This is a genomic window from Streptomyces telluris, from assembly GCF_024519335.1.
Classification (GTDB): domain Bacteria; phylum Actinomycetota; class Actinomycetes; order Streptomycetales; family Streptomycetaceae; genus Streptomyces; species Streptomyces telluris.
This window is the reverse complement of sequence record NZ_JANIID010000019.1, coordinates 109,666-124,653: the sequence shown is the minus strand read 5'-3', so window position 1 is coordinate 124,653 and position 14,988 is coordinate 109,666. Positions and strand designations below refer to the sequence as shown.

Genomic DNA, 14,988 nt, shown 5'->3' with positions numbered 1-14,988 from the left:
CCGTAGCGAGGGGTACCGCCGAGCAAGCGGTACCCGCCACTCCACGTTCTGCGCAGACCCTATGAGGTCAGGGCCCGCGCTCGTAATGCACCATTCTTGCGTATGCCCGGCTGATCATTGCGTCCGGGTGGCCAGAACAGGTGATCGTTGCACGTCACATTATGAATCGGTACATCGGGAGCAAAAAAGGGGCGCGGCCCGGCGAACCGGAACACTCCTTCGGAAAACACGAAAAGGGGCGCGGTCCGGATCGGACCGCGCCCCTTCTCCAGGGCCGTGCGGGATTACTGCCAGCTGGCGTGCAGCGGCTTGCCCTCGGCGTAGCCGGCGGCGCTCTGGACGCCGACGACGGCACGCTCGGCGAACTCGGCCAGGGAGCCGGCGCCCGCGTAGGTGCAGGAGGAGCGGACACCCGCGATGATCGAGTCGATCAGGTCCTCCACGCCCGGGCGGGCGGGGTCGAGGAACATGCGCGAGGTGGAGATGCCCTCCTCGAACAGACCCTTGCGGGCCCGGTCGTACGCGGACTCCTCGGACGTGCGGTTCTGCACCGCGCGGGCCGAGGCCATGCCGAAGGACTCCTTGTAGAAGCGCCCGTCGGCGGTCTGCTGGAGGTCGCCCGGGGACTCGTAGGTGCCCGCGAACCAGGAGCCGATCATCACGTTGGACGCGCCCGCGGCCAGGGCCATGGCGACGTCGCGCGGGTGACGGACGCCACCGTCGGCCCACACGTGCTTGCCGTACTTCTTCGCCTCGGCGGCGCACTCCAGGACGGCGGAGAACTGCGGGCGGCCCACGCCGGTCATCATGCGGGTGGTGCACATGGCGCCCGGGCCCACACCGACCTTGATGATGTCCGCGCCGGCCTCGATGAGGTCGCGCACGCCGTCGGCGGCGACGATGTTGCCCGCGACGATCGGGACCTGCGGGTCGAGCGCACGGACGGCCTTGATCGCGGAGATCATCGACTCCTGGTGGCCGTGCGCGGTGTCGATGACCAGCGTGTCCACGCCGGCCTCGAGCAGCAGCTTCGCCTTGCCCACGAAGTCGCCGTTGATGCCGATGGCGGCGGCGATGCGCAGCTTGCCGTTCGCGTCGGTGGCGGGGGTGTAGAGCGTCGCGCGCAGGGCGCCGCGGCGGGTCAGGATGCCCGCGAGGCGGCCGTCCTTGTCGACCGCGGGGGCGAGCTTGCGGTGCGCGGCGTCGAGCTGGTTGAAGGCCTCGCGCGGGTCGATGTCCGCGTCGAGGAGGAGCAGCTCCTTGGACATGACCTCGGACAGCTGCGTGAAGCGGTCCACGCCGGTCAGGTCGTGCTCGGTGACGACGCCGACGGGGCGGTGGTCCGCGTCGACGACGACGCCGGCGCCGTGCGCGCGCTTGGGCAGCAGCGACAGCGCGTCGGCGACGGTCTGGGAGGGGCTGAGGACGATCGGGGTGTCGAGCACGTGGTGGCGGCTCTTGACCCAGGAGATGACGTCGGTGACGACCTCGATCGGGATGTCCTGCGGGATGACGACCAGGCCGCCGCGGCGAGCGACGGTCTCCGCCATGCGGCGGCCGGCGATCGCGGTCATGTTCGCGACGACGAGGGGGATGGTGGTGCCGGTCCCGTCCGGCGCGGAGAGGTCCACGGCCTGGCGGGAGCCGACCGCGGAGCGGCTCGGCACCATGAACACATCGTCGTACGTCAGGTCGTACGGCGGCTTCTGGTCATTAAGGAAACGCATACTGGCTCTCTCACCTGCGGTTTTACGTACAGAGCGGGTGGGGAGTCAGACCGGGCCGACACCGGATCGGGCTGAGGTTCCTGGACCCATCATCCACGATTTCCGGGCGCTGTGGCGAACTGGCGTCGCATTCTGTGACTTCGGCCAAGCGGCCCGGGCGAGCCCTGTGGCATCGCCCGAGCCGCCCGGCTTGCCCGTTTTTACGCGGTGGCGGTGCTGGAGATCTCCACCCCGGCCAGATCCGTGTACTGCACGCCGCGCGGCGTGCGGTGGCTGCCGACCAGCTGGTGGCTGTTGGAACGGGCCACGGTGAGGAAGTGGTCCACCACCAGCGACCGGGTGGCCCGGCGCCAGGCCACGGCGATCTTCGTCACCGGGACGGGCGCGGTGAAGCGGCGTACGGCCATGCCGTGCCGGACGAACCGCTCGGCCACCCGCCGGTCCATGACGGCCACGGCCGTGCCCCGCTCGACGAAGGCGCACACGCTCTCGTAGTCGGGCTCCTCCTGGACGATGTGCGGCGAGACCTCGCCCCACACCTGGCCGACGATGCGGTCGTAGAGCTCCGGCGCGAGCTTCCTGGGCCACATCACGAGCGGCTCCTCCCACAGCTGCTCGCGCGTGATGCGCAGGGAGGAGGCGAGGCGGTGACCCGAGGGGAAGACGGCCACCAGCTCCTCCTCGGCGAGGACGAAGGAGTCGACCTCGGGGCAGCTGGCCTCCTGCCGGATGAAGGCGACGTCGACCCGGCCGTCGCGCAGCATCTCGATGTTGCGGGCCGAGCAGCCGGAGTCGGTCTCCACCCGGACGGCCGGGAAGCGCTTGCGGAACTCCTCGACGATGTCCTGCTGCCCGAGGGACGCGCCGGAGAGGCTGTAGGCCAGGCCGATCGAGCCGGCCCGGCCGGTCGCGACCTCCTGCAGGCGGGCGGTGAGGTCGTCGCAGAGGGAGAGGATGCGGTCCGCGCCCTCCACCAGCTCCCGGCCGGCCTCGGTGAGTTCGGCCCCCTTGGCGCCGCGGCCGGTGATGAGGTCGACGCCGACGTCCTTCTCCAGGGCCTTGACCTGTTGCGACAGTGCCGACTGCGTGATCCCCAGCGATTCGGCCGCCCGTCCGAAGTGGAGCTCTTTGGCGAGCACGGCGAAGTACTTCAGGCGTCGCAGGTTCATCATGTGGCCCGGATCCCCCTTTGTGGCGCTGTGTGCCGATGAGTTGGCCCCGGTCGTCAGGGGCGGCTGTCCACCGCTCCGGCGGACGTCTGCGGCGCGGCCGTCACCGTGGCGGCGGCGCTCGCCGCCGGGCGGGCGGCCCGCGCGCCGATCGCGAGGACGACGAGGGCGAGCACCTCGAATCCCGCGCCGGCCAGCGGCAGTTGGCGCAGGTGGCCGGCGTCGGCGAAGAGCCCGCCGACCACGGCCGCGGCGGTCTGCCCGATGTAGACGGCGCTGTTGTTCAGCGCCAGGAGCATGTCCCCGTTCTTCCCGCCGATGGCCAGCAGGCGGTGCTGGATGAGCGGGAAGCTCGCCCAGTGCACCAGGCCCCAGACGGTGAGGCCCACCGCGGCGCCGACGACGGAGTGCAGGGCGAGGGTGAGCGCCGCGAGGACGGCGGCGAGCAGGGCGACGGTGGCGGCCAGGCCACGGGTGGAGTCGACGCGGTCGGCGAGCCGGCCGCCCCCCATGACGCCGGCGAAGCTGCCGATGCCGAACAGCAGGAGCAGCCAGGTCCGGTCCGCGTCGGCGGCGCCGCTGACCTTCTCCAGCACGGTGCCGAGATAGGTGTAGACGACGAAGGTGCCGACGACCCACAGCGTGGTGGTGAGCATGGCGGTGGGGGCGCGCTTGATGCGCACGGCGCCCAGGCGCTCGCGGACGCCCAGACCCGCGTTGCCCTCCACCGACGGGATGCCGGCCGCGGCGCCGAGCGCCGTGACGAGGGCGAGCAGGGCGACGAACCCGAACGCCCAGCGCCACGAGGAGAGCTCGCCGATGGCGTTGCCTATCGGGACGCCCAGGGCGATGGCGCTGGTCATGCCCGCGTAGACGATCGCGAGGGCCCGCCCGCGCCGCTCGGGCGCGGTGATGCGGGCGGCGACGGCGGAGGCGGTGGAGGCGTAGAGCGCGGCGGACGCGCCGGCGACGACCCGGCTGAGGAGCAGCACCGCGTAGTTCGGGGCGAACGCCGAGAGGGCGTTGCCCACGGCGAAGACGATGAGCACGGCCAGCAGCAGCGTGCGCCGGTCGAGCCGGGAGGTGACGCTGGCCAGGACCGGCGCGGCGACGGCGTAGGTGATGGCGAAAACGGTCACCGTCTGGCCGGCCGCGGCCGTGGACAGGTCCAGCTCGTCGCCGAGCGCGGGCAGCAGCCCGGACACGATGAACAGGTCCGTGCCGATCGCGAACATGCCGAGGGCCAGGAGCCAGACCTTCGCCGCGCCCGACCACCCGCCCTTCGGCGCTTGCGCCGCTGACTGCTGGGTCATCGCACAACCTCTTCCCCGGTTGCTAACCGGTAGTACGGTTACTCGGTGCGCGTAACCTATCATGGGGTTATGGCTGTGGAACAGGTGCAAGATCGCCAAGTGCCGGAGCGCTGGGTCTGGTACGGCGGGCGGCTGAGCGTCGACTTCGTCAACACCCTCCGGGACCGCTTCAAAGGCGGCCGCGAACTGCTGACGGGCCCCGGCGACCTCGCCGAGTGGTTCGCCGAAGCAGGCGTGACCCCGCAGGGCGTCGCCGTGGACGACGCGCTGCTGCGGGAGGCGAGGGAGCTGCGCGAGGCCATCGACGCCGGGTACCGGGCGAGCGTCGCGGACGAGCCGTTCCCCGAGGCCGCGGCCGGCACGATCAACGTGTGGCTGGCGCGCCTGGGCGAACACCCCTCGCGCCTCGACGTGCAGGACGGCACCGCCGTCTTCCGCACGGACACCGCGCCGTCCGACGCCCGCCGCGCGCTGTGCCGGATCGCCGTCGACGCCGCGACCCTGCTCGGCAGCGGCGACACGCGCGAGCGGCTGCGCATCTGCGACGGGCACAACTGCAGCGGCCGCTTCGTCGACAAGTCGGTGGGCAGGCGGCGCCGCTGGTGCTCGATGGCCATCTGCGGAAACCGGGCGAAGGCCGCACAGCACCGCAAGGCCCGGTCGGCGCACTGACCCCTCCCACGACAGAGCGGGGGCGGACCGGATGAACCCGGTCCGCCCCCGCTCGGTGTCGGTGGGTGGCCTACGGCATGGCGCCGGTCAGGACGCGCTGGTCGGCCCGGGCCGCCTCGAAGCCGTCCCGTACGAGCCTGCGCAGCACGTCCTCCGCCCTGAGCGACGCCACGCCCAGCTCCACCTCCAGCCCGGAAGCACCGGAAGCACCGGCGCTGCGCGGGGACACGTCGTCCGCCCCGATGCCGAAGTCGGCCACCGAGGCGAGCATCCGCGCCAGCTCCCCCGGCCGGTCCCCCAGGGCCACCCGCAGCCGCACCGGCCCGGCGGCCTGCGCGCCGCCACGCCCCTGGATCGTGCCCATCCCGGCGATGCCGCGGTCGAGGAGGTCGACCAGGCGCGCCAGGCCGGGCGAGCTCTCGCCCGCAGGGGCGGCCGACAGCTCGTTGAGCGCGGCCAGGAGGTCGGAGAGGTCGGCCTGGAGCTCCCGCAGGACGCCGGCCACGGCGGCGGCGTTGGACTGCAGGATGTCCGCCCACAGGCGGGCGTCGCCCGCGGCGATGCGGGTGACGTCGCGCAGCCCCTGCCCGGCGAGCCGGGCCGCCTCGCGCGGGGCGTGCTGCAGGCGCGCGGCCATGAGGCTGGCCACCACGTGCGGCACGTGCGAGGTCAGCGCCACGGCGCTGTCGTGGGCCCGGCTGCCCATCAGCACGGGCACGGCGCCGCACAGCGCGATCGTCTCCAGGGCCCGGTTGAGGGTCTCCTGCGAGGTGGCCTCCGACGGGGTGAGCACCCACGAGCGGTCCTCGAAGAGGTCCGCCCGGGCCGCGAGCGGCCCCGACTTCTCCCGGCCGGCGAGCGGGTGGCCGCCCACGTAGGAGGAGGCGTCGGCGAGACCCGCCAGGGCGTGCCGCTCCGGCGCGGCCTTCACGCTCGCGACATCGGTGTAGGCGCGGGCGAGGCCGCGCAGCTGCTGCTCGGCGAGGACCGGGCCGAGCCGGCCGGGCGGCACCGCGAGCACCGCCAGGTCCACCGGCCCGGCGGGGGCGGCCAGCACCCCGGCGCCCAGCGCCGCCGCGGTCCTCGCCGCCGTCTCGTCCTGGTCCATGAGGTGGACGGTCACGCCGTGGCGGCTCACCGCGAGCCCCACGGACGTGCCGATCAGTCCGGTGCCGACTACTGCCATCGTGCGAATCACGGGTTCACGCCCTCTTTCGGATGGAGCCGGTGAAGCCCTGTCCGGCGCGGTGCCGCGCCCGGGCTACGGGGTGGCCGGCAGAGCGATGGACTGCGGGTGCCGGAAGACGTTCCCCGGGTCGTACGCGGCCTTGACCCGCTGCAGCCGCGGGTAGTTGGCGCCGTAGTAGAGCGTCTGCCACGGCACGCCGGACCGGTTGTGCGCGGGGTCGGTGATGTCGGTGTCCGCGTAGTTGATGTAACAGCCGTCCGTGGCCGGGCCCGGGACGGGGTAGCCGCCGGTCGCGGCGAAGACCTCCGCGTAGGACTCGCGGGTCCAGCGCACGTTCGCGTCGTCGTCGGCCCGGTCCGCCCACATCGACTGGAACAGGGCCTTGAAGACGGAGTCGCGCTGGACGGAGGCGGTGTCCCCGGGCCGCGCCGCGTTGATCCGCCCGCCGAAGGACAGCAGCGAGACCATCGAGCTCGGGTTGCGCAGGTCGGTCCGGGTCAGGTGCCGGTGGACGGCGGCGATCTGCCCGTCGGTGAAGCCCTTGCGCATGTAGGCGGACTTGTGCGCGCCGCGCAGGGTGGGGTTGACGAGCGCCGCGTTGTTCGTGCCGAGGAACTTCGTGGCGGTCAGCCACGGCAGCCGGCGCGGGTGGAAGAGGTCCGGCATCGGGGGGTTCTCCCCCACCGGGGCCGTCATCGGCCGCGCCGCCCCCTTGCCCAGGGAAGCGGTGACCGAGGCGACGTAGTCGTGCAGGAGCCGCTCGGCGTCCGGCACGCCCGCGTCCATCTGGGTCAGCAGGCTGACGGTGCCGTTGGCCTGGTGGCACAGGGTCAGGAAGCTGCACAGGGAGGCGTAGGGCGAATCGGCACCGGCGTTCTGCTCGTGCCACGCGCCGTAGTTGCGCACCAGGCCGGTGAAGGCCTTCTCGTCCAGCGCGCTCCACGGCAGGGCCAGGGCGCTGACCAGCACCTCCTTGGGCGGGTGGATGAGCTGGCCGGCCGGGTCGGCGCCGCGGGCGCCGGGCGAGCGGAACCAGTAGCGGGTGATGACGCCGAAGTTGCCGCCGCCCGCCCCGGTGTGCCCCCACCACAGGTCCCGGTGCGGGTCGCCCTCCTCGCGCGTGGCGACGACGGCGCGCGCCCTGCCGCCGGCGTCCACGACGACGACCTCGACGGCGTACAGGTGGTCCACGGTGAGCCCGTGCTTGCGCGAGAGCATGCCGTAGCCGCCGCCGCTGACGTGCCCGCCGACGCCGACCGAGTGGCACCGGCCACCGGGGATGGTCACGCCCCAGCCCTTGTAGAGGGCCTCGTAGACGTCGAGGAGGGTCGCCCCGGCCTCCACGCAGAACGCCTTGCGCCCGGCGTCGTAGGAGACGCCGTTCATCGGCGTCATGTCGATGACCGTCTGCACCTGCGGGTTGAAGACGAAGTCGGCGTAGCAGTGCCCGCCGCCGCGCACGGAGATCCGCTTCCCGCCGTCGACGGCGTCCTGCACGGCGCGTACGGCGTGCTCGGTGGTGGCGACGAGCCGCACCGTCTCCGGCCGGCCCACCCAGCGGGCGTTGTTGCCCACGACGAGGTCGCCGTAGCGGGGGTCGCCGGGGCCGACCGTCACGGCCGGGAAGCCGGACCCGCCCGCGGGGCTCCCGGTGGGAGCGGCGGCCGCGGCAGCGGCGGGGCGGGCGGCGAGTGCGCCTGCGGTGCCCGCCGCGGCCGCCACGGTCCCGGCGAGGAGGGACCTTCTGCTCGGGCCGGTCATGCGGTCCTCCGCCCGTCGGGCAGCCACTCGGGCCGGGAGGAGCCGCGCGGCACGAGGACGTGCCGGTAGCTTCCGGGCGTGGCCGACATCCGGACCTGGTCCGTGACGCCCTGGTACGCGCCGAGCGGGGTGTCGGCGGTGAAGGTCTCGGGGTCGAGGTAGAGATGGCGGGGGCTAGACCCGGCGACCTGGTGGGCGTAGTCCCGGTCGAAGACGCCCAGGCTCAGGATCCACAGGGCGGCCCGGACGAGCGAGACGTGGACGCGGTAGCTGCCGCCCTCCTGCGCGCGGCGGTTGAGCGCCTCGACGACGCCCACGGTGGTGAGCCAGGAGGTGATGTAGTCGTTGACGACCTGGACGGGCGGCAGCTGGGGGCGCTCGCCGTCTCCTTCGAGGTTCATGATGCCGACGAGGCTCCCGGCCGTCTGGTCGAAGCCGATCCGGCCCGCCCACGGCCCCGTGCGCCCGGCCAGGGAGTTCGTCGCGTGGACGATGCCGGGGCGCGCCGCCGCGGCCTCCTCCGCGGACAGGCCGATGCGCTCGAGGTAGCCGGGGCGGCGGTTGGCGTAGAAGACGTCCGCGTCGCGCAGGAGGGTCCGCAGGCGCCCCGAGCCCTCGGCCGCGTACGGGTCGAGGTAGGTCGAGCGGACGCCGACGTTGGCGCTGATGTAGCTGCGCTCGTGCTCCAGCTCGTCCGGCCGCCACAGGTTCAGCACGTCGGCGCCGTGCAGGGCGAGGGCCCGGCCGACGCCCGCGCCGGCGATGACGTGGCCCATGCCGAGGGCGCGGACGCCGGAGAGCGGCTGGGCCGCGCCCGGCGGCAGGGGCTCGGGGTCGCTGTCGCCGATCTTCTCGATCTCGATGAGCGGGGCGTGGGCGAGGACATCGCGGTACTGCGGCTCGGCCAGGAACTCGTGGGTCTCGCGCAGCATCGCCATGACGATGCCGGCGTCGTTGCCGGCCTCCTCCAGCTCGCGGGCGTCGCGGGCGGCGACGGCGGCGGCCACGGCGTCGGCGTCGTCCGGGACCCCCAGGAACCGCTGCGCCTCGACCTTGATCTTGGGGTACATGTTCTGGGGCATCATCCAGCGGCCGTCGCGGCTGCGGTAGAAGGCCCAGCCCAGGGCGTTGCTGGGGTTGGAGGACTCGCTGAGGGGGCTGCCGTTGATCAGCTCCCACTTGCGGTCGTAGAAGGGGCACAGCCGGTGCGGCGCCACCCGCAGGTCCATGGAGATGTCCTGGCCCGGTCCGCCGCGCAGCCGCCAGAGCTTGGCGACGGCGGCGGACTTCGCGACGAGGGCGATGCCGGCGGCCGCGCCCAGGCGCAGCGTGGAGGGGACGACGGGGTCGGCGCCCTCGAAGGTGACGGCGCCGCCGGTGTCGGCGGCCGTCATGCCGACGCCCGCGAGGACGTCCTCCAGCGCGGCGTGGACGTCGAAGGCGTCGTCGGTCGCGGGTGCGGCGAGGGCCTTCTCGATCCGCTCCGTGAGATCGCCGGTGGTCCTGCGGGCGGGTTCGCCGGTGGCGCTGCCGGTGGGGTCGTCGGTCACGCCCGGGCCTCCGCGGTGTCGTGGTCGGTGGACAGGGCGACGTGCCGCCATGCCGCGAGCTCGCCGGTGACGTGCGCGAGCTTGGCCTCGATGCGGGCCACGCTGTCGCTGCCGAGCGGCAGTCGCAGCGGGGGCTCGGCGGTGTGCGCGAGGGCCACGACGGCCTGCGCGGCCTTGACCGGGTCGCCGGGCTGCCGGTGGTTGGTCCGGGCGAAGTCGGTGCGGCGGGCGCCCGCGGTCCGCTCGTAGTCGTCGATGGTGTGCGCCGCGGGGCGCAGGCTCGACGGGTCGAAGAAGTCGGTGCGGATCTGGCCGGGTTCGACGACCGTGACCTTGATGCCGAGGGCGGCCACCTCGGCGTGCAGGGCCTCGGTGATGCCCTCCAGGGCGAACTTGCTCGCCCCGTAGATCCCCGAGCCCGCACCCTGGGCGAAGCCGCCGACGGAGCCGATGTTGATGACGTGCCCGGCGCGCTGGGCCCGCAGGACGGGCAGGACGGCGCGGGTGACCTTCAGGAGCCCGAAGACGTTGGTCTCGAACAGGGCGCGGACCTCGTCGTCCGAGGTCTCCTCGACCGCCCCGACCACCCCGTACCCGGCGTTGTTCACCAGCACGTCGATCCGGCCGAAGTGCTCGGCGGCGCGGGCCGCGGCGGCGCGGGCCTGTTCCTCGTCCGTCACGTCGAGCGGCAGGACGAGGAGGTTGCCGGAGGCGTCCGGCACGGTGCCCGTGAAGGCGCGGGGGTCGCGGACCGCGGCGACGACCCGGTCGCCGTGGGCGAGCGCGGCCCGGACGAGCTCCAGGCCGAGGCCGCGCGAGGCGCCGGTGATGAACCACACCGTCATGTGATCAGCTTTCTCCAGAGGTGGTACGGGGTTGCCGGTCTGCGGTGCGGGTCAGAGGTTGCCGCGCAGGGCCTGCTCCCGCTCGATGGCCTCGAACAGCGCCTGGAAGTTGCCCCGGCCGAAGCCCTTGGCGCCGCGCCGCTCGATGATCTCGAAGAAGACGGTGGGGCGGTCCTGGACCGGCTTGGTGAAGATCTGCAGCAGGTAGCCGTCCTCGTCGCGGTCGGCGAGGATGTTCAGCTCCCGCAGCTCCTCCACGGGGACGCGCATGCCGCCGATGCGCTCGGCGAGGACGTCGTAGTAGGCGCCGGGGGTGGTGAGGAACTCCGCGCCGGCCGCCTGCATCGCGCGGACGGTGGCGACGATGTCGTCGGTGGCGAGGGCGATGTGCTGCACGCCCGGGCCGCCGTAGAACTCCAGGTACTCGTCGATCTGCGACTTGCGCTTGCCGATGGCCGGCTCGCTGACGTTGAACTTCACCTTGCCGCTGCCGTCGCCCAGGGCCTTGGACATCAGCGAGGACAGCTCGGTGGCGATGTCCTCGTCGGTGAACTCCTGGATCTGGGTGAAGCCCATGACGCGCTGGTAGAACTCGATCCACTTGTCCATGGCGCCGAGCTCGACGTTGCCGACGACGTGGTCGATGAGCTCGAACAGCGGCTCGCCCTGCGGGCCGAAGCGCCCGGGGTCGACCGCCTCGTAGCCCGGCAGGTAGGGACCGTGGTAGCGGGTGCGGTCGACGAGGGTGTGGACGGTGTCGCCGTAGGCGGCGATGCGGGCCAGCACGACCGTGCCGGACCCGTCGGTGAGCTCGTACGGCTCGGCCAGGCCGTGCGCGCCCCGCTCGACGGCGCGGGCGTAGGCGGCGCGGGCGTCGGGGACCTGCAGGGCCACGTCGGTGACGCCGTCGCCGTGGGCGGCTATGTGCTCGGCGAGCACGCGGCCGGCCTCGGTGTGCGGCTGCACCGGCGAGGTGACGACGAAGCGGACGCCCTTGGACTCCAGCACGTAGGAGACGGTCTCGGGCGTGCCGGTCTCCGGGCCGCGGTAGGCGGTCACGCGCATGCCGAACGCGGTGCGGTAGAAGTGCATCGCCTGGCGGGCGTTGCCCACGGCGAAGACGACGGCGTCGTTGCCGAGGAGGGGGAACGGGTCGGTGGCAGGGGCGGTGGGAGGAGCGAGAGGGGCGGAAGAGGGGGCCGCGAGGGCCGTGGAAGCAGCGTTCATCGGTCGTTCCCGTCTCTTTCGTGGGGGAAGAGGAGTGAGGGTGAAGGGCGGCGGGGCCGGGTGCGGGCGCCTCGGGCCGATGGGCCGGGCGGCGCGGGCCGGGCGGCCGCTGTTGCGGGCGGTCAGCCGCTGATGCGGGACCAGGTGACGGGCAGGGCGTCGAGCCAGCGCACGACCATGCCCTGCTTCCAGCTCAGCTCCTCCTCGGGGACCGCGAGCCGCAGGCCCTCCACGCGGCGCGCGAGCGCGGCGATGGCGACCTGCAGCTGCATGCGGGCCAGGTGGGCGCCGGGGCAGAAGTGGGCGCCGAGGCCGAAGCCCAGGTGCGGGTTGGGGCTGCGCTCGAAGTCGAGCTCCTCGGGCGAGGAGAAGACCTCCCGGTCCCGGTTGGCCGCGCAGATCGAGCCGACGACGGCCTCGCCCGCGCGCACGACGGTCCCGCCGAGCTCGACGTCCTCGGTCGCGTAGCGGGGGAACATCGTGGAGGTGTGGAAGGGGGTGTAGCGGATCAGCTCCTCGACGGCCGCGGGCACGAGCCCGGGATCCGTGCGCAGCCGGCCGAACTCCTCCGGGTGCTGCATGAGCACGAGCACGAAGTTGGCGAGGGTGAGCACGGTGTTCTGCACGCCGGGGGCGAGCAGGCGCACGGCCACGAGCACGAGCTCGTCCTCGGTGAGCCGCTCCGGGTCCTCGTCCCGGGCCTGGATCATGCCGTTGAGGAGGCTGTCGGTCGGCTCGTCGCGGCGGACGGCGACCAGCTTCGCCATATAGCTGTGCAGGTTCCCCATGTATTCATTCATCTTCGCCGGCGGGAGCGACGTGGTGGAAACCACCGCCTGTGACCATTCCTGGAAATCCGCGCGGTCTTCGAAGGGAACGCCGAGCAGTTCGCAGATCACCGTGACGGCGAGCGGGTTGATGAATTCGGCCATCAGATCGGCCGGGGATTCCTTGCGGGACAATTCGTCGAGCAGTTCGTCGGCTATCCGCTCGGTGAGGGGGCGCAGCCGCTCGGTCTGCCGCGGGGTCAGGCCGGCGTTGGCGACGCGGCGCAGCCGGGTGTGGTCCGGCGGGTCCATCGACAGCAGCCCGCGGTCGACGACCTCCTCGCCGATCCGCGGCTCGTCCCGGTGGAGCGTGGCCGCCCGGCTGAAGGTGTTGTCCGTCATCACCTTGCGGATGTCGGCGTAGCGGGTGGCCAGCCAGGCCTCGTCCCCGTAGGGCAGCTGCACCCGGCTCAGCGGCTCGTTCTCGCGGAGCTCCGCGTAAAGCGGGCACAATTCGAGTCCGGCAGGCTCGCCGAATGGGTAGGACCGCACCTGGAGTGTCTTGTCGTCATTCACCTTCAGGACGTCCTTTCCGGAAGAGGCTGCGCACGGAAATTGAGTCTGCTGAGGCAAATTTGTAGTGTCAAGCTATCTTGTCTACTGGCACTATTCGGGTTTGCTTATCTTCGCAGCTGGAATCGGCTGCCGGGGTAACCGGGGGTCGCTTCATGACCTCGGTCACACAAAGAAAAAACCGGACTGCCGACCGGTGAAATTACCAATGGAATGCAAAGTTCCGCCCTGCGTTTTCACAACGCCGAAATAGGAGAAGGAAAAAGCGGGCGGCGTGCCCCGGGGCACGCCGCCCGCTCACTTGGTCTCCCGCGGGGTACGGATCCCCGCTCCCGCCCGCTACGCGCCGTCCGGATCCGCCCGGTCCAGCGCCGGACGCGGCCCCGGGCCCGTCTCCAGGAGCAGGTGGTCCGCGGCCGCGGTGTCCGTCACCAGGCTGGTGACCAGCCCGGAGCGCAGCACCGCGCCGATCGCCGCCGCCTTGCGCAGCCCGCCCGCGATCGCGACGACCTCCGGAATGCGGCGCAGCCGGTCGGCCTCGACCGTGATGCAGCGCTCGCCCAGGTCACGACCGATGCGGCGGCCCTCGGCGTCGAAGAGGTGCGCGGACATCTCCGCGGCGGCGCCCAGGGAGGCGTAGTGGGCCCGCTCCTCCTCGGTGAGCATGTCGTAGACGGTCGAGATGCCCGGCGCCCACGAGCCGATGGAGACGGCCGCGACGGTCACCTTGTCGAAGTAGTCGAAGGCGCGCGCGATGCCCGTCTGGCCGCGCAGCGCCGCGGCCGTGGCCGGGTCCGGCAGCAGCATCGGCGCGTAGATCGGGTGCGCCTCGCCGCCCGAGACCTGCGCGGCGCGCCGCACGGCCTCCACCGAGCCGCGCTCCGCCGTGCCCGCGTCGTAGACGCCGGTCAGCTGGACGACCGTGCACGGTGGCAGCCGGTGCAGCGCCGCGGCCATGTGAATGGTCGAGCGGCCCCAGGCCAGGCCCAGCACGTCGCCCTCGTGCACCAGCTCGCCGAGCAGGTCTGCGGCCACCTCGCCGAGGTTCTCGGGGTCGGGCGCGTCGTCCGCGGCGTCCGCCGGCGACTCGACGACGACCGCGTGGCGCAGGCCGTAGCGGGCGCGCAGCGCGTCCGAGCGCTCCGCGTCCAGCTCGGCCGGGACCCGGATCTCGATCCGCACGAGATCGCGTTCGAGCGCCGTCTCCAGCACCCGGGCGACCTTGAAGCGGCTCACGCCGAACTCCTCGGCGATCTGGATCTTCGATTTGCCCTCGAGGTAGAAGCGGCGGGCCATGGCCGCCGCCTGCACCAGCTCGGCGGGCCCCATCGGCGTGGCTGAACGGCCCGTCGACACCACCGTCTCCTCACTGTTTTCATGCTGTTCGAGCTTGGACTCCACCGTCATCCTGTCAGAAACGGCGGTCCTTGATCAGACCTTGACCTTCGCGCTCAGCATTTCGGGCGAGCGCGGCACCCCGCTCAGTGCCCGCAGGCCCAGGCCGCACCGGCCGTGGCACGCTCCGCCTGGGCGCGCAGAGCCCGTACGGTCGCCGCCGGGTCCTCCGTACCGTAGACGGCGGATCCGGCCACGAACACGTCCGCGCCGGCCTCCGCGCACCGTTCGATCGTCTCCGCCGAGACGCCGCCGTCGACCTGCAGCCACATCTGCAGGCCGTGCCGCGAGATCAGCTCCCGCGTGCGGCGGATCTTCGGCAGCATGATGTCCAGGAACGCCTGGCCGCCGAAGCCGGGCTCGACGGTCATGATCAGCAGCATGTCCAGCTCGGGCAGCAGGTCCTCGTACGGCTCGATCGGCGTCGCCGGCTTCAGCGCCATCGAAGCCCGCGCGCCCTTCGCCCGGATCTCCCGCGCCAGCCGCACCGGGGCGGCGGCGGCCTCCGCGTGGAAGGTCACCGAACCCGCGCCGGCCTCCACGTACTGCGGCGCCCAGCGGTCCGGGTCCTCGATCATCAGGTGGCAGTCCAGCGGGGTGTCCGTGGCCCGGCTCAGCGACTCGACGATCGGCACGCCGAGGGTGAGGTTGGGGACGAAGTGGTTGTCCATGACGTCGACGTGGAGCCAGTCGGCGCCCTTGACCGCCTCGGCCTCGTCGGCGAGCCGGGCGAAGTCGGCGGACAGGATGCTGGGGTTGATCTGCGCGGCCATGCCTTAAGCCTGCCATGTCCGCCGCGC

12 protein-coding genes are annotated in these 14,988 nt (G+C 72.6%); 1 reads left to right on the top strand and 11 read right to left on the bottom strand.

Going from position 1 to position 14,988, the window contains the following annotated elements; genetic code table 11:
* Positions 1-284: 284 nt before the first annotated feature.
* The 3 genes from NQU55_RS21000 to NQU55_RS20990 form a co-directional block, all read right to left on the bottom strand.
* Positions 285-1,727 carry a GuaB1 family IMP dehydrogenase-related protein gene (locus NQU55_RS21000; protein ID WP_168095767.1) on the bottom strand — a complete coding sequence of 481 codons (1,443 nt, stop codon included), beginning with the start codon at positions 1,725-1,727 and terminating at the stop codon, positions 285-287.
* A 200-nt stretch (positions 1,728-1,927) separates the two neighbouring features.
* Positions 1,928-2,899, bottom strand: coding sequence for a LysR family transcriptional regulator (locus NQU55_RS20995; RefSeq protein WP_168095766.1), 972 nt, complete (start codon positions 2,897-2,899; stop codon positions 1,928-1,930).
* Between the two features lie 53 nt (positions 2,900-2,952).
* Positions 2,953-4,209 carry an MFS transporter gene (locus tag NQU55_RS20990; protein WP_256790948.1) on the bottom strand — a complete coding sequence of 419 codons (1,257 nt, stop codon included), beginning with the start codon at positions 4,207-4,209 and terminating at the stop codon, positions 2,953-2,955.
* 69 nt (positions 4,210-4,278) lie between these two features.
* Here NQU55_RS20990 and NQU55_RS20985 point away from each other — a divergent pair, with 69 nt between their 5' ends.
* The gene (locus NQU55_RS20985) at positions 4,279-4,881 is read left to right on the top strand and encodes a CGNR zinc finger domain-containing protein (RefSeq protein ID WP_168096902.1); all 603 of its coding nucleotides are present in this window, start codon (positions 4,279-4,281) and stop codon (positions 4,879-4,881) included.
* A gap of 70 nt (positions 4,882-4,951) precedes the next feature.
* Here the strand turns inward: NQU55_RS20985 and NQU55_RS20980 are convergent, their stop codons facing one another.
* The 8 genes from NQU55_RS20980 to rpe all read right to left on the bottom strand — a co-directional run bounded on the left by NQU55_RS20980 (position 4,952) and on the right by rpe (position 14,961).
* Positions 4,952-6,067, bottom strand: coding sequence for a prephenate dehydrogenase (locus NQU55_RS20980; RefSeq protein WP_256790947.1), 1,116 nt, complete (start codon positions 6,065-6,067; stop codon positions 4,952-4,954).
* 75 nt (positions 6,068-6,142) lie between these two features.
* On the bottom strand, positions 6,143-7,831 hold the full coding sequence (locus NQU55_RS20975; RefSeq protein WP_168096701.1) for an FAD-binding oxidoreductase: 1,689 nt from the start codon (positions 7,829-7,831) through the stop codon (positions 6,143-6,145).
* Entirely contained in the window at positions 7,828-9,381 is a 1,554-nt protein-coding gene (locus NQU55_RS36875) for a CoA transferase (RefSeq protein ID WP_256790946.1), read from the bottom strand. Before NQU55_RS36875 ends, NQU55_RS20975 begins: the two co-directional genes overlap by 4 nt.
* Complete coding sequence (locus tag NQU55_RS20965) at positions 9,378-10,226, bottom strand: oxidoreductase (protein ID WP_168096248.1); 849 nt, start codon at positions 10,224-10,226, stop codon at positions 9,378-9,380. Before NQU55_RS20965 ends, NQU55_RS36875 begins: the two co-directional genes overlap by 4 nt.
* A 51-nt stretch (positions 10,227-10,277) precedes the next feature.
* Positions 10,278-11,453 carry a 4-hydroxyphenylpyruvate dioxygenase gene (hppD, locus tag NQU55_RS20960; RefSeq protein WP_168096249.1) on the bottom strand — a complete coding sequence of 392 codons (1,176 nt, stop codon included), beginning with the start codon at positions 11,451-11,453 and terminating at the stop codon, positions 10,278-10,280.
* Between the two features lie 122 nt (positions 11,454-11,575).
* On the bottom strand, positions 11,576-12,796 hold the full coding sequence (locus tag NQU55_RS20955; RefSeq protein WP_256790945.1) for a cytochrome P450: 1,221 nt from the start codon (positions 12,794-12,796) through the stop codon (positions 11,576-11,578).
* 336 nt (positions 12,797-13,132) lie between these two features.
* Entirely contained in the window at positions 13,133-14,122 is a 990-nt protein-coding gene (locus NQU55_RS20950) for a sugar-binding transcriptional regulator (RefSeq protein ID WP_173864883.1), read from the bottom strand.
* A 152-nt stretch (positions 14,123-14,274) separates the two neighbouring features.
* Positions 14,275-14,961 carry a ribulose-phosphate 3-epimerase gene (rpe, locus tag NQU55_RS20945; RefSeq protein WP_058047774.1) on the bottom strand — a complete coding sequence of 229 codons (687 nt, stop codon included), beginning with the start codon at positions 14,959-14,961 and terminating at the stop codon, positions 14,275-14,277.
* Positions 14,962-14,988 lie beyond the last annotated feature (27 nt).

Excerpts from the sequence above, each read along its gene's own strand:
- NQU55_RS21000 (WP_168095767.1), bottom strand. The coding sequence starts at position 1,727 with ATGCGTTTCCTTAATGACCAGAAGCCGCCGTACGACCTGACGTACGAC.
- NQU55_RS20995 (WP_168095766.1), bottom strand. The coding sequence starts at position 2,899 with ATGATGAACCTGCGACGCCTGAAGTACTTCGCCGTGCTCGCCAAAGAG.
- NQU55_RS20990 (WP_256790948.1), bottom strand. The coding sequence starts at position 4,209 with ATGACCCAGCAGTCAGCGGCGCAAGCGCCGAAGGGCGGGTGGTCGGGC.
- NQU55_RS20985 (WP_168096902.1), top strand. The coding sequence starts at position 4,279 with ATGGCTGTGGAACAGGTGCAAGATCGCCAAGTGCCGGAGCGCTGGGTC.
- NQU55_RS20980 (WP_256790947.1), bottom strand. The coding sequence starts at position 6,067 with ATGGCAGTAGTCGGCACCGGACTGATCGGCACGTCCGTGGGGCTCGCG.
- NQU55_RS20975 (WP_168096701.1), bottom strand. The coding sequence starts at position 7,831 with ATGACCGGCCCGAGCAGAAGGTCCCTCCTCGCCGGGACCGTGGCGGCC.
- NQU55_RS20965 (WP_168096248.1), bottom strand. The coding sequence starts at position 10,226 with ATGACGGTGTGGTTCATCACCGGCGCCTCGCGCGGCCTCGGCCTGGAG.
- hppD (WP_168096249.1), bottom strand. The coding sequence starts at position 11,453 with ATGAACGCTGCTTCCACGGCCCTCGCGGCCCCCTCTTCCGCCCCTCTC.
- NQU55_RS20950 (WP_173864883.1), bottom strand. The coding sequence starts at position 14,122 with ATGGGGCCCGCCGAGCTGGTGCAGGCGGCGGCCATGGCCCGCCGCTTC.
- rpe (WP_058047774.1), bottom strand. The coding sequence starts at position 14,961 with ATGGCCGCGCAGATCAACCCCAGCATCCTGTCCGCCGACTTCGCCCGG.